Genomic DNA, 17,455 nt, shown 5'->3' with positions numbered 1-17,455 from the left:
GAGGGAATGCTGAGGATCGCCTGGGGGTTCGCTTTCAGAAGTTCTGAGGAAACGTCTCCGACTCTTGATCGCCAGGGCATGACCTGGACCTGCTGTGCTCGCGATCGGCTCCGGAACCGCCGCGCCGGGCCGCCCGGGAGGGCATGATGGCCGGGTGCGGTTCACTTCCGACGTGCCCGGCGGGCACGAGCTCACCTACAACGACGTCTTCCTGGTGCCCAACCGTTCCGACGTGGCGTCCCGCCTCGACGTCGATCTGGCCACCACGGACGGCACCGGCACCACCGTCCCGATCGTCGCCGCCAACATGACCGCGGTGGCCGGCCGGCGGATGGCCGAGACCGTCGCCCGGCGGGGCGGCCTGGCGGTGATCCCGCAGGACATCCCGATCGAGGTGATCGCCGAGGTGGTCGCCTGGGTCAAGCGACGGCACCTGGTGCACGACACGGCGTTGACCCTGGCTCCCACCGACACCGTCGGCGACGCGATCCATCTGCTACCCAAGCGGTCCCACGGCGCGGTGATCGTGGTCGAGGCCGGGCGTCCGGTCGGCATCGTCACCGAGTCCGACTGCGCCGGCGTCGACCGCTTCGCCCAGCTACACGACGTGATGTCACGCGAGCCGTTGACCGTGCCGGAGACCACCGACCCGCGTACCGGATTCGACCTGATGGCGCAGGGCCGGCGGCGGGCCGCACCGGTGGTCGACGACGCCGGTCGGCTGGTCGGGGTGCTGACCCGGGCCGGCGCGCTGCGCGCCACCCTGTACCGGCCGGCAGTCGACGCCGCCGGCCGGTTGCGGGTGGCCGCCGCCGTGGGCATCAACGGCGACGTCACCGGCAAGGCCACCGCGCTGCTCGCCGCCGGGGTGGACACCATCGTGGTGGACACCGCGCACGGCCATCAGGAACGGATGCTGGCCGCGGTACGCGCGGTGCGCAAACTGGACCCGGCGGTGCCGGTGGTGGCCGGCAACGTGGTCACCGCCGCCGGGGTCGACGACCTGATCGACGCCGGTGCCGACATCGTCAAGGTCGGCGTCGGACCGGGCGCGATGTGCACCACCCGGATGATGACCGGGGTCGGCCGACCGCAGTTCTCCGCCGTACTGGAATGCGCGGCGGCGGCCCGCCGACGCGGGCAGCACGTCTGGGCCGACGGCGGGGTGCGGCACCCGCGCGACGTGGCGCTCGCCCTGGCCGCCGGTGCGGCCAACGTGATGATCGGGTCCTGGTTCGCCGGCACCTACGAGTCGCCCGGCGACATGTACACCGACCCGGACGGCCGCCGCTACAAGGAAAGTTTCGGCATGGCGTCGGCTCGGGCGGTCAGCGCCCGCACCGCCGACGACAGCCCGTTCGAGCGGGCCCGCAAGGCGGTCTTCGAGGAAGGGATCTCGTCGGCGCGGATGTTCCTCGACCCGGCCCGGCCCGGCGTCGAGGACCTGATCGACGAGATCGTCGCCGGGGTACGCAGTGCCTGCACCTACGTCGGGGCGGCGACCCTGGCCGAGTTCCACGACCGGGCGGTCGTCGGGGTGCAGAGCACCGCCGGCTACACGGAAGGACTGCCGGTAGCCGGCAGCTGGTGACCGTAGTACGGCGGTCGGGCTCGGCAGCGGGCCGGTTCAGCGAAGCCGGGTGATCGCCACCTCGACGCCCTGACCGGTGTTCGCCGGGCCGGCGTACACCCCTTTGAGCGGGGGCACGTCGCCGTACTCCCGGCCCCGGCCGACCACCACGTGCCGCTCGCCGACCGGGATCCCGTTGGTCGGGTCGAACGCCGTCCACCGGCCGGCCCACCACTCCACCCAGGCGTGGCTCTGCCCGACGACCCGTTCACCGATCGCCGCGTCCGGGCTGGGGTGCAGGTAGCCGGAGACGTACCGGGCCGGCGTGCCGACGACCCGCAGCAGCCCGACCACCAGGTGGCTGATGTCCTGGCAGACACCTTTGCGTTGCCGCCAGGCGTGCACCGCGTCGGTCTGCACCCCGGTCGAACCGGTGGTGTAGGCGACCTGCTCACGGACCTGCTCGCAGACAGCCAACGCGGCGGCGTGCGGGGTCGGGTGGGCGGCCCGCACCGACTCGGCCAACCCGGTCAGCTCCTCGTCCACGGCGGTACGCGGAGTGGGCAGCAGGAACTCGTGCCACTGGTCCACCTGCTCCGGTCGGGCGAGATCGGTCCAGCCGGCCGAGTCTGCCGCGTCGAGCAGGTCACCCGGCGGCAGGGTCTCCACCGTGGAGATCGCGGCGACCTCCAGCGCGTCGTGCGGGGAGTGCACGTCGAAGGCGGTCACCCCGGTGCCCCAGTAGTCCTCGTACCGGTAGGTGCGGGCCGGCGGGAAGACCTCGACGCGGGCCTCCAGCACCGCCTGGCGGGCCTCGTTGCGCGGCGACATCCGGGCCTCGTTGTACGACGACCCGACCGGACCGGCGTAGCTGAACCCGGTGCGGTGCTCCACCTTCAGCCGCCAGGAGTGCACGCTCACGCCACCGCCTCCGGGAGCCAGAGCACCGCCGCGGTCTGCCGGAAGTACCGCCGGGACACCGCCTCGTTGAGGTGCGAACAGGTGCGCTCCAGGCTGGCCAGTACGGCGGCCAGGTCGGTGAGGAGTTCGTCGGCGCCGCGGAACTCCAGGTTGGTCCGGGCCCGCCCGATGATCCGCTGCGCGTCGGTGACCGCCCCGGACCGGCCGGTCGCCCCGGAGCCGGCGGTCCGCTCCAGCTCCGCCAGGCACGACTCGGCGGCGGTCAATGCGGCGAACACCGACCGGGGGAAGAGCCGGTCCAGCAGCAGGAACTCGGCGGCGTGCTGGTCGTCCAGGGAGCCACGGTAGGTGCGCAGGAAGGTCTCCCAGGCACCGCAGGAGCGCAGCAGGGTCAGCCAGGACGGGATGCTGCCGCCGGCCCGCACGTGGGTGGAGAGCAGCCGGGCGGTCATGTCGACCCGTTCGATGTTGCGGCCGAGCACCAGGAACAGCCAGCCCTCGTCGCGGCTCATGGTGGCGTCGGTGAGCCCTGCCATCAATGCGCAGCGTTCCCGGGTCCAGCGGAAAAATGCGTGCACCCCCTGCTGCTCGACCCGACGACGGGCGTCGGGCAGCCCGTGCCAGGTGGCGTTGAGGCACTCCCACATCTCCGATGAGATCGTCTCCCGGGCACCACGGGCGTTCTCCCGGGCGGCGGCCAGCGACCCGACGACCGAGCTGGCGTTACGTCCGTCGAGACCGAGCAGGCCGACCAGCCGCGCCGACGACACCGGCTGGTCATCGACGTCGACGCCCATCACGCCGAGCAGCGACCGGCAGGCGGTCTCCTCGGCCACCCACGGATCGGAGATGATCCGGTGCAGGTGTACGTCGAGGATGCGGGAGGTGTCCTCGGCCCGCTCCACGTACCGGCCGATCCAGTAGAGCGACTCGGCGATCCTGCTCAGCATCGACCACCCTCCCCGCGTACCTGTGGTCCTTGTTCCTGCTGTTGTTGTTGCTGTTGTTGTTGCTGCTGTTGCTGTCGGGCGGAGGTCTCGGCGATGCCGGGGCCGGGGTCCGGGGTCGGCGCGGCCGGCGACTGGTCGACACCCCCGACGGTCAGGTCGGCGAGCACCGGCGCGTCGTCCGGGTGCGGCGTTGCGGTCGGCGACGCCAGCACCCAGGTGTCCTTGGAGCCACCGCCCTGGCTGGAGTTGACCACCAGGGCGCCTTCGGGCAACGCCACCCGGGTCAGGCCACCGGGCAGCACCCAGACCCGGTCGCCGTCGTTGACCGCGAACGGACGCAGATCGACATGCCTGGCCCGCAGCCGGTTACCGATCAGCGTCGGCACCATCGACAGGGCCACCTCGCGCTGGGCGATCCAGCCGCGGGGGTCGATCAGGATCCGCTCGCGGACCTGAGCCAGCTGCTCGTCACTGGCCTGCGAGCCGATCACGATGCCGGCGCCACCGGAGCCGTCGACCGGCTTGAGCACCAGCTGATCGAGCCGGTCGAGGACGTGGTCGAGCACGTCCGGGCCGTCATCGAGGCGGTACGTCTCGACGTTCGGCAGGATCGGTTCCTCGGCCAGGTAGTAGCGGATCAGCTCCGGCACGTACGTGTAGAGCAGCTTGTCGTCGGCGACGCCGTTGCCGACCGCGTTGGCGATGGTGACCCGGCCGGCGCGGGCCGCGTTGAGCAGCCCGGCGACGCCGAGCACCGAGTCGGCCCGGAAGTGCACCGGGTCGAGGAAGTCGTCGTCGATCCGCCGGTAGATCACATCGACCCGCTGCTCGCCGCCGGTGGTACGCATCGCCACCTCGTTGCCGACGCAGACCAGATCGCGCCCCTCGACCAGCTCGACGCCCATCTCCCGGGCCAGCAGCGCGTGCTCGAAGTAGGCCGAGTTGTGCACCCCGGGGGTGAGCACCACCACCGTCGGGTCGACGACGCCGGCCGGTGCGGCGGCCCGCAGCGCCCGCAGCAGTTGCGCCGGGTAGGACTCCACCGGCTGGATCCGGGTCGAGGCGAAGACCTCCGGCAGTACGTGGGCCATCGCCCGCCGGTTCTCCATCACGTAGCTGACCCCGGACGGCACCCGTACGTTGTCCTCCAGGACCCGGAAGGTGCCCTGCTCGTCACGGATCAGGTCGACTCCGGCGACGTGGATGCGCACCCCGTTGTGCGGCACGATGCCGGCCGCCTCCCGGTGGAAGTGGGCGCTGGTCACCACCAGCCGGCGGGGCACCACGCCGTCTGCGAGCACCCGGGCCGGGCCGTAGATGTCGGCGAGGAACGCCTCCAACGCGCGTACCCGCTGGGCGACGCCGGCCGACACGGTGCGCCACTGGTCGGCGGCGATGATCCGGGGCACGATGTCCAGCGGGAACGGCCGCTCGACGCCCTTGAGCGCGAAGGTGATGCCCTGGTCAAGAAAGGCCCGGGCGAGGACGTCGGCCCGTACCTCCAGCTCGGCGCTGGACAAGGGCTGCAGGGTGGCGTGCAACGCCTCGTAGGTATGGCGGGGCATGCCCGGCTCGCCGAACATCTCGTCCCAGCCGGGGCCGAGGTGGTAGTCCTCGAACAGATCGGCCATCGGCCAGCCCCGCCCTTCATCCGACGACTGCGGTCCGCTCCCTGTCCCCGATGGTTATCACACCTGCCTGCATCACACCATGGAGCGCGGCAGCCTGCATCTTCACGGTCCCCGCACGGTACGCCGGGCTCGTTGCGTACGAGTAACGCGACCGGACGCCCGGTGAGGGAACGGGCCGCCGGTCCCGCGCGATTCCGGTGCCCGCAGCTGGCTCCGGGAACCAACGAGTTACATGGCGTTGCCTCGTCTGGTCGGGGTGTCCGACTGACCTTGATGCCACAGGTGCATCTTGATGCACCTGTGGCATCAGCCTTGAAAAGCACCATGGGTGTGGCGGTAGTCGGCAGCGGCCCGGCGGGTACGCGCCCACGACAACTGCCGGCAGTCGGTGGTGCCGGGGCAGCCGGTGTGGCAGCGGCGGCCGGCGTCGTGGGCCTGCACCGCGCTCGCCGCCGCCTCGTCGAGGTCCCGGTCGGTGACCGGCCCGTCGTCCATCGCGGTCACCGACCGGCCCTCGCCGAGTCGATCCAGGTCCATGCCACGAACCGCTCGTACAGTTCGCGCGGATCGGTGATACCCGCCTCGGCGGCGGCGAGCGGCAGCATCCCGCCGAGGTCGACCGACAACGCGAGCGGCTCACCGGCGTACGCCTCGGCCAGCTGAACACGGGCCGGTGGACACGGCCACGGGGTGTCCACCGGGCAGACCGCGCACGTCCACGCCGGGCGTTGCGGAGTGTGCACCGGCCCGGGTCGGCCGGTCACGACAGGTAGTACCGGCCGCCGTTGCCGCCCCGCCGGTCAGCTCGGTCGGTACGGGTCGCCGGCCGACCGGTCCCGGGCCGGGTCGGCTGGTCGGCGTACCGGCGACGGCCGGGCACCGGACGGACGACGTCGACCACGGCGTCGACCCGGAGAAACCACTTGCCGATCATCTTCGCGCTCCTCTGTCAGCGGGGGCGGCGGCCCAGCGGGCACGGGGGGACCCGGCCAGACCGCCGCCGATCTGGGGCCCGGCCCCGCGGATCCCACGCGAGGGCATTCGCGGGGTACCGGGCAGGACCGGGCCGTACGGGCGCTGCGCGGACCGGCCCCACCTACCTCTCGGACCACGCATGGATGCGCTCCACACACACTGTCACCGCACGACCAGTAGCGACATGTACAGGAAGGGACAATTCGACGGACGCTCAAACGTGAACTGACCCGTTACGGGGCAGCGGTCCTGGTCAGGTGATGTCCAGGAAGTCCGCTAGGTCGCGCAGTTTGCGCGGCACAGTTCTGGAGTTGGCATGCAGCAGACGATCAGTCAGGCGATGGGCGTACCGCTGATAGCGCAGCCACTCCGGCGCCGTTTCACGCAGTTGCAGGAGAATCGCCAAAGCCTCGTCCCGGTCACGGCGATCGATCGCGGCAGCGGCGACGTCCAAGCGGAACCGCTGATACGTCACGGCCGGCCGCGCACCTGGTGGAACGGTGCGCGCAACCCGGGTCGCGCGGCCGGCGTCCCCGGTCACCATCGCCAGCTCGACCTCACGCATGGCCACAACCGCCGGCGCGAACGTGGTCCAGTGCGCGACGTGCGGCGAGATGTAACCAGCGGCGACGTGCGCGGCCGCGTGCGCACGGCGAAGGGCGTCTGCGGCCACATCCATCCGGTTGTTGCGGGTGGCGGCAGCCGCCGCACCGAGGTTCAGCCACCCCCACACCGCGACCTGGCTCGCCGGTGACTTCGTCAGACTCGGTTCGATCTGTTCCGCAGTGTCGAGCGCGGCGCGTTCGGCGTCGTCGAACCGAGCCTGGCGGGTCAGTAGCCACCCCTCGCTGCACACGACGGAGGCTGTCAGGACATCGTCGCCAGCGCGGCGGCCAGCGTCCATCGCCAGCCCGAGCGCGTGATAGGCGAGATCGTCCTTCCGCAGCTGGGTCAGCACCAGAGCGCCGGTCTGGTAGACCTGCGCAAGCTGGCCCCACATGCTGTGCTTCTGCTGTTCATCAGCCTCGGCCACACCAGTGCGGGCATGACTGATGGCCATGGGAAGTGCCGCCACAGCACCGGCGTAGTCGCTGTCTCGGAACATGCCGTTGATCTCGCGCACGGAATCAACGACATCGTCGAGGCTCGGCGGAGCATCGTCTGCCAGGGCAACCAGGTCACCGGTGGCAGTTCTGGCTGGCTGCAACATTCGGCGGATCTGGTAGAGCTCGTCACGGTCGTCGGTCGGCGGTTGCATCTGGACCGGTCCGGGGTGGAACAGGTCGACTGTGGTCACACCGAGTGCGGCGGCGAGGCGGCGCAGGGTCGGAAGCGAGGCGGAGTCCCGGTCGCCGCGTTCCAGCTTGCGAATCACGGAGGTGCTGACGCCGCTCCGTTCCGCGAGGCCCTCCTGAGTGAATCCAGCCCGTCGACGCTTCCGAGCCAGAGCCTCCCCGATGTTCATCGTCGCCCTCCCGCACGAGGGTTGATGGCTGGCGACCGCACCGACCAGCGCTCTCATCGCGACGGTACGCCGGACCGACCACCGCCGCTACGCTGCTCGGCAGGGGTCGGCCTGCACACCGGCCCCACCGTCTCGTCTGCGTGCTCGCCAGTTGATTCGGGCCGTCGAGGGAACCGTCATTGTCGTCAAAACGGGCCCGAGACAACAATGTGGGTTCCCTCGGCATATGGCCACGCGACGCAGGCTCGCCCTCGCCAGTTCGACCAGCACCGCGAAGCGGAGGCGGGCTGCCGGCACGGGACCTGCCGGCAGCCCGGGCGTCGTCCGCGACCGCCGGGAACGGGGGATCCGGGGGTAGCAGATGTTGCCGTGTCAACCGTACGCCTTCCTGGCCGATCCGCGCCGCCCCCGAAAGTTCCTAATCAATCACTCTTCGTCATGCCACATGAGCTGACGTGCGGCTTCAGCGATTGATCCGGACAACGAAGGATAAATTGTGATTGTGTGCGCCAACTGGCTCACCGTCATGTGGTTCTCCACCGCGACGGTGATCGGCATGATCAACTCGCTGGCCTTGGGGGCCACCACCACCCCGCCGATGATCTGCCCGCTGGCCGGGCGGCAGAACAGCTTGACGAAGCCGTCCCGCAGGTCGGCCATCTTCGCCCGGGCGTTGCCGGCCAGCGGCAGCATCACCTGCCGGGCCTGCACCCGCCCGTCGTCCACCTCGTCCTGGGACACCCCGACGGTGGCCAGCTCCGGATCGGTGAAAACGTTCGCCGCGACGGTACGCAGCCGCAGCGGCACCACCGCCTCGCCGAGCGCGTGCCACATCGCGATCCGGCCCTGCATCGCCGCGACGCTGGCCAGCGGCAGCACGCCGGTGCAGTCGCCGGCCGCGTAGATGCCCGGCACATTGGTACGCGACACCCGGTCCACCGGCACGTGCCCACTGTCCGCGACGGTCACCCCGTACTCGGCGAGCCCCAGGTCCGCCGTGTTCGGCACCGAGCCGACCGCGATCAACGCGTGCGAGGCGGTCACCGTACGGCCGTCGCTGAGCCGCACCTCGACGCCGTCGCCGACCCGGGTGACCGCGTCGGCGCGCGAGTTGTTCAGAATCGTCATGCCCCGGGCCCGGAACACCTGCTCGATCGCCATCGCCGCGTCGGCGTCCTCGTGCGGCATCACCCGGTCCCGGCTGGAGACGAGGGTCACCGGCACCCCCATCGCCAGGTACGCGCTGGCGAACTCGGCACCGGTCACCCCGGAGCCGACCACCACCAGGTGCTCGGGCAGGGCCGGCAGGTCGTACACCTGCCGCCAGGTCAGGATGCGTTCGCCGTCGGGCACGGCGGTGGGCAGCTGCCGGGGCGTGGCGCCGGTGGCGACCAGTACGGTCGACGCCTCGATCGGGTACTCAGCGTCACCGTTGTCGGGGCTGACGAGTACCCGGTGGGTGTGACCGAGCGTGTCCTCACCGAGTCGGGCGCTGCCGGCGACGAATGTCACACCAGCTTTGACGAGTTTGCTGTGCACGTCGGCCGACTGGGCCAGCGCGAGCCGCTTGACCCGGGCGTGCACCGCGGTCGCGTCGACGGTGACCGCGTCCAGCCCGTCGGAGTCGATGCCGAACTCCTCGGTGTCCCGGTACCCGGTGACCACCTCTGAGCTGGCGATGAAGGTCTTGGACGGGACGCAGTCGGACAGTACGCAGGCGCCGCCCGCCCCGTCCGCCTCGACCACCGTGACGTCAGCCCGCAGCTGCGCCGCGACCAACGCCGCCTCGTAGCCGGCCGGGCCACCGCCGATTATCACTATCCGCTTCAAAACGACTCTCTCCCCAAACTTGAACTTATGCTGACGAACCACCCGGCTGACTACGGCCGCCGACCGGTTGCCCGACACGCGACACGCTCACTCGTATTCTCCCCCACCCCTCTGCCGGGCTATCGTCATCGCCGTGCGTCACTACGCCGCGTATGGCTCAAACCTCGACCCTGCTCGGATGCGTGCTTACTGTCCGCATTCGCCGATGGTGGGCACCGGCTGGCTGGAAGGCTGGCGGCTCACCTTCGCCGGTGAGGGGGTGATCGGCTGGGAGGGAGCGGTCACCACCATCGTGGAGTCGCCCGGCGACCGGGTCTTCGTCGCACTCTACGACGTGCACCCGTGGGACGCCGCGCAGCTCGACGAGGTCGAGGGCGCGTTGTCCGGCACCTACCGGCGGCTGACCGTCCGGGCGGTCACCCTGGACGGTGCGGTCACCGCCTGGGTCTACGTCTTCGACGGGTACGAGGGCGGGCTGCCCACCGCCTGGTACCTGTCGGAGATCGCCAATGCCGCCGAGAAGGCCGGCGCGCCGGACGACTACGTCGCCGAGCTACGGAAGCGACCCACCCGTACCGCCACCGCCTGACCTGCCTTCCACCGGCCGACCGGTCGCCGGCCGTACGTGGGACAGCGCAGCGTGCAGCAACTCGACGAGTTCACGCCGGTGCTCCGCGCGCAGCGCGGCGAACGCCTGACCGGTGATCCGGTTGGTCACCCGGTCCGCCCACAACCGGCGGCGGATCAGCGGGCCGACCGGCGGCCACGGCGGCGACCACCCGGCCGCAACCGCGGCCTTCGTCCCGTCCGGGCCGCCCAGCAGCGCCTCCACCGGCGTCAGCCCGGCCACCCGTACCGCCATCAGGTGTGCCCCGGAGCGGTGCTCGGCGAGCAGCCGCACCGCGACGGCGGCCCGCGCCCCGGCCGTGTCGTCCGGCCGGGACATCGCCCGCCAGGCGGCGAACAGCGGCATCGCGGTTGCGTCCGCCGCCCCCACCACCGCCTCGGCCAGCTCGACCAGCCGGTCCACCTGCGGGCAGTCGCCGAGCTGCTCGACACCCCACCGGCAGCATTCGGCCATGCTCACCGTCGCCACCTCGGACGGGTCGGTCACCGCGCTGGCGGCCTGCCAGCCGTCGGCCACCGCGTCGGCGGCGATGAACCCGAGCACGGCCGCGACCGTTTCGGCCGGTACGCCGCCGAGCACCCCGGCCCGGCCGGCGATGTGGAACGCCCAGCCGCTGAGCCCCAGTTGGCGCGCCCGGCTCAACGTGCGCGGGCACTCCTGGTAGGCCGTACTCAACTCGTGCAGGCTGCGCCGGCACGCGCCGGCCGCCTGATCGGGAATCACCGCGTCATCGCCTTTCGCCCACCCGCCCGGCCGGTCACCGCCACCGACTTTCCGGTCAGCGGTCGGTCTGCGGCCCGGGCAGGTCCTCCAGCGCGGCTGCCACGTCGCCGGCGTACCGTCGGGCGGCGACGGCTGCCCGTTCCGCAGTCTTGCGCGCCACCTTACGACGGACATGCTCCCGCTCGGCTGCTGAGCGTCGCCGTTCCCATTCGGCCAGTTGACGCTGCGCCTCGGCGACGGCGTCGGCCGCGGCCTGCTCGGCGGCGACGGCACGGTCGAGTTCGGCGCGGGCGGCCCGCTGGCCGGCCTCGGCTTTGTCCAGCTCGTCGACCAACCGCTGCCGGCGGGCGGCCAGCGCGCGAGCAGCCTTGTCCGCCGCCCGCTCGCGCTCCCGCTGCGCCGCCCGCGAAGAATCCGCCGTCTGCGAAGAGTCCGCCGACCGCGCGGAATCGGCCGCCCGCGCGGGCTCGGCCGCCCGGGTCGGCTGATCGGCGACAACCACCTCGTCGTCCGGGCCGACCAGCCGCAACCGGGGCCGCGGGACCTCACCGAAACCGGCGTAGTCGACCGCACGGACCAGCCGGCCGGACCGCACCTGGGCGGCGATCTCCTCGTCGGCGAGGGCGGCGGACAGGGTCGCCTCGACCTCGCCCAACGGCAGCTTCGTCGACGCCACCGCCGGGTCCTCCGCGACAGCCAGCTCCCGGCACTCGGCCACCAGCCCGTCGACCAACGCCCGCCGCCGGGTCGACAGCTCCCGCAGGGCGGGACCCCGCAGCTCCCGCTGGGCGGCGCGCAACTGCCCGGACAGCTCCACCAGGCCGTCGAGCAGGTCGGCGCGGCGCAGCGCGAGCAGGTTGACCAGCCAGGCGGCCACTGTCGGTTTGCGGAGCTTGCCGATGGCCCGGGCGGTGTCCGGGTCTCTGCCCCGGGCGGCCGAGACGGCCTCGGCACGGGCCGCGACGAACCGCACGGGCGGTACCGCGTACAGCTGTCGCACCACCTCGGCGGGCACTGCGCTGCCGGTCACGGCGGCCCGGCTCAGCGTACCGAGGTGCCGGCCGGCAGCCGGGCGTAGTCGCAGCCGGCCAGCTTGGTCATGTTGCCGTCGGTGACCTTGTGCCCGGCGTCGTTGAGCAGCCCGTCGTGCAGGGCGAGCGCCCGGCGCGGGGCCACCGCGCGGACGAACTCGACCGCCTCGGAGAGCTTCAGCCAGGGCGCGGAGACCGGCACGAACAGGGTGTCCACCTCGGCGTCGGTCGGCACGTCGAACGAGTCACCCGGATGGTAGACCGAGTCGGCGATCAGGAAGCCGAGGTTGGGCACCCGGGGCAGGTCGGGGTGGATCTCGGCGTGCCATCCCCCGTACGCCCGGACCGGGATGCCGGCGGCCTCGAAGCGCTCCCCGGACTCGACGGCGGTCGCCACCTCGCCGAGATCGCCCAGCTTGGACACCACCGAGGGATGAGTGTGGATGGTCACCGAGGGTCGTCGGGCGAGCGCGTCGGTCAACTGGCCGACGTCGAGGTGGTCGAAGTGCTCGTGGGTGACGAGGACCGCGTCTACGCCGTCGAGCGCGGCCGGCTCGCTGAACGCGCCCGGGTCGATCACCAGTACCGCGCCGTCGTGTTCCACCCGTACGCAGGAATGCCCGAACTTGGTCAGTCGCACCGTGACCCCCTGTGAGCCGAATCGTGATCTGCCGCCTCGCAGTCTGCCGGAACCAGCCGGCTCGCGCCGCGCGTCTGAACGACACCTGGTGAAAGCGTATGACGATTCCGAGGAGCACCCCTTGACTATGAACAACGCAAGACGAGGCCGGTGGCGCCTACCTGGCCGGCGCGGCGCGTCGACCGGTACGGCTGCCCTGCTCGCCGCCCTGCTGATCCTGACCGGCTGCTCGGGGTCGGATGACTCCGGTGTCAGCAGCACCGCCGACATGCCGCAGCGGGCCGAGCCGGCGCCGGAGGGTGGTGCCCCGGGCGACGGCGGGCTGACCGGCGGGGACGACGCGGGCGGCGAGGAGGCGGCCGGTGCGGACGCGGCCGGCGGTGGCGAGCGGGGCGGCCAGGTTGACCGGCCGGACGGGACCTCGCCGGTCGACCTGGCGGTGGGTAACCGGTCGATCATCTACTCCGGGTCGATCACCGTGCGGGTGACCGACGTGCCGGCGAAGGCCGGTGAGGCGGCGACGATCGCCACCTCGGTCGGCGGGTTCGTCGGGCGCGACCAGCGCTCCGAGTACGAGTCGTACGGCCGGGCCACGCTGGAGCTACGGGTGCCGGCGGAGCAGTTCGACCAGGTCGTCGACCGGCTGTCCCGCCTCGGCGAGGAGATCAGCCGGGAGTTGACCACCCAGGACGTCACCGAGGAGGTGCTCGACCTGGACGCCCGGATCACCACCCAGCAGGCCCGGGTGCGCAGCGGGCGGGCCCTGCTGGCCGAGGCGGAGACCCTGGCCGACCTGGTGATGCTGGAGTCGGAGCTGGCCAAACGGGAGGCGGACCTGGCGTCGCTGGAGGCCCGCAAACGTGGCCTGGACGACCTGGTGACACTGTCGCGGATCACCGTCGAGCTGGTCGGCCCGGACGCGACGCCACCGGTCGACGATGAGTCGGAGCTGGGTTTCCTGGCCGGGCTGGGGGCCGGTTGGCGGGCATTCGTCGGATCCATGCAGGTACTGGTCACCGTGCTCGGCGCGCTGCTGCCGTGGCTGATCGCTCTCGGCGTACCCGCGTTCGGGGTGTTCTGGCTGATCCGAACGAAGCGGGGCCGGTCCCGGCCGGTCCCGGCCGCCACCGCGCCGGCCGGCGGCGCACCGGCGGCAGCGGCGGCCGGCGGCCCGGTGCCAGCACCGCGACGTGACGACGACAGCACGGATGGCAACAGCGCGGACGGCAACGACGCGGACGGTGACCGCGCGGTCGGCGGCCGGATCGGCGGCGACCCGACGGCCAGCTGATTCGCCGGTCAGCCGGCCTCGGCCAGCTGCAGCACGGTGTGGACGAGCAGGCGGACGCCGACGGCGATCGCCCGCTCGTCCACGTCGAACGAGGCGCGGTGCAGGTCGCTGCCGGCCTCGGCGCGGCCGACGCCGAGGCGGGCCAGGGCACCCGGCACGTACTCCAGGTACCAGGAGAAGTCCTCGCCGCCCATGCTCTGCGGGGTGTCGGCGACGGCGGCGGGGCCGAGGGCCGCTGCGGTGGCGGCGGTGAGCGCGCCGATCGCGGCGGCATCGTTGATCACCGGTGGTCGACCGCGCAGGTACTCGATGTCGACCGTCGCGCCGGTCGGGGCGACCACTTCCCGGATGATCTGGGTGACGATGTCCGGTGCGGCGTCCCAGGTCGGCCGGTCGAGCACCCGCAGGGTGCCGGCGGCGCTCGCCTCGTTGGGGATCACGTTGTACTGGGTGCCGGCGGACGCCTGGCCGAAGACCAGCAGCAGGCCGGCGTTGGCCGGCACCCGCCGGTTGACCAGCGCGGGCACCTCGGTGACCAGCCGGCCCAGGGCGTTGACCAGGTCGACGGTCAGGTGCGGGCGGGCGGTGTGACCGCCCGGCCCGGTCAGCCGCACGCTGATGTTGTCCGCCGCCGCGGTGATCGGGCCGACCCGCAGCCCGACCCGGCCGACCGGCAGGTTCGGATCGCAGTGCAGCGCGAAGATCTGGGTGACGTCCTCGAGCCCGCCGGCCGCGATGACCTCCAGCGAGCCGCAGGGCAGGATCTCCTCCGCCGGTTGGAAGATCAGCCGGACCCGCTGGCGCAGTTCGCCGCGGTCGGCGAGCTGGGCGAGCAGCATCGCCACGCCGAGCAGTACAGTCGTGTGCACGTCGTGCCCGCAGGCGTGGCAGACGCCCGGCACGGTCGACCGGTACGGCACGTCCTTGACGTCGGCCAGCGGCAGCGCGTCGATGTCGGCGCGCAGCGCGACCACCGGGCCGTCGGCGGGGCCGGCGTCGATGTCGCAGATGACGCCGTTGCCCTTGGGCAACAGCCGGGCGGTGAGCCCCATCCTGGTGAGCTGGTTGGCGATGAACGCGGCGGTCTCGAACTCGTGGCCGGACAGCTCCGGGTGGGCGTGCAGGTGCCGCCGGATCGCGGTCAACTGCCGCCCGCGGACATCGAGCAACTGGTCCAGCCCGGCCGGCAGGGGGTGGGCACCTGGCAGTGGATCGGGCCAGGACGACGCCATCTCGCTGCCGGTGGGCAACGTCAACGCACTCGTCACGTCAGATTCTCGATCACTGTGGATGGGATGGGACTCCGACAGCCTAGACCGGGGACGGTAACGCTGCGCAACGTCATTCGGGTAGTGACCGCATCGCGTATTGTCATGGAATGCCTGGTAGAGGCGATCGGACCACTGCGGTCCGCCCCGAATGTCACCATCGTAGGCAGCCATGGGTCCCACACCTCCTACGCCGAGTAACGAGCCACGCAGCGACCCGGCTGCCGGTTCGGCCAAAAACTGACAGATATCTGACTGTCGCGACACCCCCCGGTCCGGGCCTGCCATCTGATAACGACACCGTGACGGGTTGCGCACCTAGAGTCCGATCCGGTGTACATTGGGCTACCACACAACGACACAGAGTGGACTTCTCACCAACCTCGGCGCGTAGCTTTCGTTCCGCCGAGCGACCCAGCAAGATAGAGGGGTTGGTTCCCCGGCCCCTCAATTTCTCTCGGCGGCATTTCCTGTGACTCAGATTCCGACGTGGAGTGGCGGACCAGTCAGCTCTACCAGCGCACGGGCGGCACCCGGCACCACCATCGGTGGCCGGTACTCGCTGCGTGCCGCGGTCGGGCACGGTGGCATGGGCACCGTCTGGCGCGCCACCGACACCCTGCTCCGACGCGACGTGGCGGTCAAGGAGGTCGTCCTCCCCCCAGGGCTGGCCCCCAGCGACCGCGACGCGATGTACGAACGCACCCTGCGGGAGGCCCGCGCGGCGGCCGCATTGCAACACCCCGCCGTGGTCCAGGTCTACGACGTGGTCACCGAGGGTGGCCGACCGTGGATCGTGATGGAGCTGCTGGACGCCCGCAGCCTCGCCGACATGGTCATCGAGGACGGCCCGGTCGCCCAGCGCGCGGTCGCCAAGATCGGCATCGCGCTGCTCGGCGCGTTGGAGGTCGCTCACGCCATCGGCGTGCTGCACCGCGACGTCAAGCCGGCCAACGTGCTGATCTGCACCGACGGTCGCTGCGTACTCACCGATTTCGGTGTCGCCCGGATGCCCACCGACGTCCAGCTCACCACGCCCGGGATGGTGCTCGGCTCGCCGCACTTCATCTCCCCCGAGCGGGCCATGGGTCAGGACTTCGGGCCGCCGAGCGATCTGTTCTCCCTCGGCGTCACGCTCTACACCGCCGTCGAGGGGCGCCCGCCCTTCGACAAGGGCGACCCGATCGAGACCATGCACGCCGTCGTCGAGGACCCGCCCGCCGTCCCGGTGCGCTCCGGCCCGCTCACCGAGGTGCTCTTCGGCCTGCTGGAGAAGGACCCGGCGCGACGCTTCGACGTACCGACCGCCCGGAGCATGCTGCGCGAACTGCTCGCCGGGCCGCTGGCCAGCAAGGCCCCGGCCAACCTGGTCACCGACCCGTACGCGGTGGTCTCGGTGCAGCGACCGCCCAGTTGGCAGCAGCAGGCCCGACCGGCGCCACCGGCGCAGCCCCAGCCGAGTGGCAAGATCGGTGGCCGGGCGATGATCGGCCCGGACGAGTCGCTCACCGACCGCCTCGCCGAGCTGCGCAAGGCCGGCCGGCAGATGCCGAGCGCGGCGCAGTGGTCCGCCGCCGGGCTGGACAACGCCAACCCGACCTCGCCGGCGGCCGGAGCGACCGCCGCGATGCCGATCAGCCAGGCCGGCGTACCCGGTCCGCGTGGGCAGCAGCCGGGCCGGCACGGCCAAGGCCAGCAGAGCGGTCACGGCCAGCAAGGCGGCCAGGGCCAGCAGAACAGTCAGGGCGACGCGCTGCTCAGCCCGACCGGGGCGATGCCGGCGCCGAGCTGGAGCGACGGGCAGCCGGGCTGGGATCAACCGGCGGCCGGTCGGCCGGCACCGGGAGGTGCCACCACCGCCGGGGCGATGCTGGACAAGGCGATCGCCGGGCTCCGGCAGGGCACCGGCAGCGCCGTCGAGAAGGTGAAGAGCTGGGACCGGAAGGTGCAGATCGGCGCGGCGGCCGGTGCCACCCTGCTGATCCTGCTGATCTCCACCGTGCTGTTCAACAGCGGCTCCGGCGATCCCCAGCAGCCGACGCTGACCGCGCCGCAGATCACCGAGGAGCCCGCGCCGGCCATCCCGACGAAGACCGTCAACGAGCGCGGCGTCACCGTCGACGTGCCGGAAAACTGGGAGAAGGCCAGTGGCGGGCTGTACACCGACTTCACCGACCCGGACGACGCGGGCCGGAAGGTCCGCATCGTGGTCGAGCCGTTCGGTTCGTCGGTGCAGCGCTGGGCCGAGGTCGCCGAGAACGGCCTGAAGCGGCCGGAATCACAGTCCTGCGCCCGGCCGTACGCCCAGCTCGACATGGCCACCGACATCGAGCTGGCCGGTCGGCAGGCTGCCCAGTTCGAGTACACCTGCGGTGACGGCGACAACAAGCGGCACGGCGTGTGGCGGGCGGTCGTGGCCAACGGCAAGGCGTACTCGTTCTTCCTCACCACCCCGGACGCGCGGTTCGAGGAGAGCCTGCCGGTCTTCGAGGAGATGGTCCGGACCTTCCAGCTCGCCGAGGCCGGCTGACC

The 17,455-nt window shown here is 71.8% G+C and carries 16 protein-coding genes; 4 read left to right on the top strand and 12 right to left on the bottom strand.

Translation table 11 applies throughout. The annotated features are described in order from the left end of the window. Positions 1-154: 154 nt before the first annotated feature. Complete coding sequence (locus O7629_RS01770) at positions 155-1,591, top strand: GuaB1 family IMP dehydrogenase-related protein (RefSeq protein WP_278167072.1); 1,437 nt, start codon at positions 155-157, stop codon at positions 1,589-1,591. Between the two features lie 36 nt (positions 1,592-1,627). Here the strand turns inward: O7629_RS01770 and O7629_RS01765 are convergent, their stop codons facing one another. From O7629_RS01765 to O7629_RS01730, 8 genes are all read right to left on the bottom strand, one after another. Then, the gene (locus O7629_RS01765; protein ID WP_278167071.1) at positions 1,628-2,491 is read right to left on the bottom strand and encodes a transglutaminase family protein; all 864 of its coding nucleotides are present in this window, start codon (positions 2,489-2,491) and stop codon (positions 1,628-1,630) included. Then, the gene (locus O7629_RS01760) at positions 2,488-3,441 is read right to left on the bottom strand and encodes an alpha-E domain-containing protein (protein WP_278167070.1); all 954 of its coding nucleotides are present in this window, start codon (positions 3,439-3,441) and stop codon (positions 2,488-2,490) included. The genes O7629_RS01765 and O7629_RS01760 overlap by 4 nt, the downstream gene beginning before the upstream one ends. After that, complete coding sequence (locus O7629_RS01755) at positions 3,435-5,072, bottom strand: circularly permuted type 2 ATP-grasp protein (protein WP_278167069.1); 1,638 nt, start codon at positions 5,070-5,072, stop codon at positions 3,435-3,437. Before O7629_RS01755 ends, O7629_RS01760 begins: the two co-directional genes overlap by 7 nt. 306 nt (positions 5,073-5,378) lie before the next feature. After that, positions 5,379-5,609 carry a hypothetical protein gene (locus O7629_RS01750; RefSeq protein ID WP_278167068.1) on the bottom strand — a complete coding sequence of 77 codons (231 nt, stop codon included), beginning with the start codon at positions 5,607-5,609 and terminating at the stop codon, positions 5,379-5,381. Next, entirely contained in the window at positions 5,573-5,836 is a 264-nt protein-coding gene (locus O7629_RS01745; protein WP_278167067.1) for a hypothetical protein, read from the bottom strand. Before O7629_RS01745 ends, O7629_RS01750 begins: the two co-directional genes overlap by 37 nt. Next, positions 5,833-6,006 carry a hypothetical protein gene (locus tag O7629_RS01740; RefSeq protein ID WP_278167066.1) on the bottom strand — a complete coding sequence of 58 codons (174 nt, stop codon included), beginning with the start codon at positions 6,004-6,006 and terminating at the stop codon, positions 5,833-5,835. The genes O7629_RS01745 and O7629_RS01740 overlap by 4 nt, the downstream gene beginning before the upstream one ends. A gap of 294 nt (positions 6,007-6,300) precedes the next feature. Beyond that, a complete protein-coding gene (locus tag O7629_RS01735; protein ID WP_278167065.1) occupies positions 6,301-7,512 on the bottom strand; it encodes a helix-turn-helix transcriptional regulator in 1,212 nt (403 codons plus the stop codon). Positions 7,513-7,938: 426 nt separating this feature from the next. Further along, positions 7,939-9,342: an NAD(P)H-quinone dehydrogenase gene (locus O7629_RS01730; RefSeq protein WP_278167064.1), complete on the bottom strand. Its 1,404-nt coding sequence runs from the start codon at positions 9,340-9,342 to the stop codon at positions 7,939-7,941. A gap of 133 nt (positions 9,343-9,475) precedes the next feature. Here O7629_RS01730 and O7629_RS01725 point away from each other — a divergent pair, with 133 nt between their 5' ends. Beyond that, on the top strand, positions 9,476-9,931 hold the full coding sequence (locus tag O7629_RS01725; RefSeq protein WP_278167063.1) for a gamma-glutamylcyclotransferase family protein: 456 nt from the start codon (positions 9,476-9,478) through the stop codon (positions 9,929-9,931). Here the strand turns inward: O7629_RS01725 and O7629_RS01720 are convergent. Genes O7629_RS01720 through O7629_RS01710 form a run of 3 tightly spaced genes read right to left on the bottom strand, consistent with a single transcriptional unit; the run spans position 9,896 to position 12,364 of the window. Further along, a complete protein-coding gene (locus tag O7629_RS01720; protein WP_278167062.1) occupies positions 9,896-10,693 on the bottom strand; it encodes a hypothetical protein in 798 nt (265 codons plus the stop codon). The two genes, O7629_RS01725 and O7629_RS01720, sit on opposite strands and share 36 nt — an antisense overlap. Before the next feature lie 55 nt (positions 10,694-10,748). Continuing rightward, on the bottom strand, positions 10,749-11,723 hold the full coding sequence (locus tag O7629_RS01715; RefSeq protein ID WP_278167061.1) for a hypothetical protein: 975 nt from the start codon (positions 11,721-11,723) through the stop codon (positions 10,749-10,751). Between the two features lie 11 nt (positions 11,724-11,734). Continuing rightward, complete coding sequence (locus tag O7629_RS01710) at positions 11,735-12,364, bottom strand: MBL fold metallo-hydrolase (RefSeq protein ID WP_278167060.1); 630 nt, start codon at positions 12,362-12,364, stop codon at positions 11,735-11,737. A 127-nt stretch (positions 12,365-12,491) separates the two neighbouring features. Here O7629_RS01710 and O7629_RS01705 point away from each other — a divergent pair, with 127 nt between their 5' ends. Beyond that, positions 12,492-13,655, top strand: a complete 1,164-nt coding sequence (locus O7629_RS01705; RefSeq protein ID WP_278167058.1) for a DUF4349 domain-containing protein — start codon at positions 12,492-12,494, stop codon at positions 13,653-13,655. Positions 13,656-13,663: 8 nt separating this feature from the next. Here the strand turns inward: O7629_RS01705 and O7629_RS01700 are convergent, their stop codons facing one another. Beyond that, on the bottom strand, positions 13,664-14,923 hold the full coding sequence (locus tag O7629_RS01700) for an amidohydrolase (RefSeq protein WP_278167056.1): 1,260 nt from the start codon (positions 14,921-14,923) through the stop codon (positions 13,664-13,666). Positions 14,924-15,395: 472 nt separating this feature from the next. Between O7629_RS01700 and O7629_RS01695 the strand changes: the two genes are divergently transcribed. Then, the gene (locus O7629_RS01695) at positions 15,396-17,453 is read left to right on the top strand and encodes a serine/threonine-protein kinase (protein ID WP_278167054.1); all 2,058 of its coding nucleotides are present in this window, start codon (positions 15,396-15,398) and stop codon (positions 17,451-17,453) included. The last annotated feature ends 2 nt before the right edge of the window (positions 17,454-17,455 follow it).

Source organism: Solwaraspora sp. WMMD792 (assembly GCF_029626105.1).
GTDB lineage: Bacteria > Actinomycetota > Actinomycetes > Mycobacteriales > Micromonosporaceae > Micromonospora_E.
Note: the sequence above shows the minus strand (reverse complement) of the source record. Positions and strands in the feature narration are given on the sequence as shown.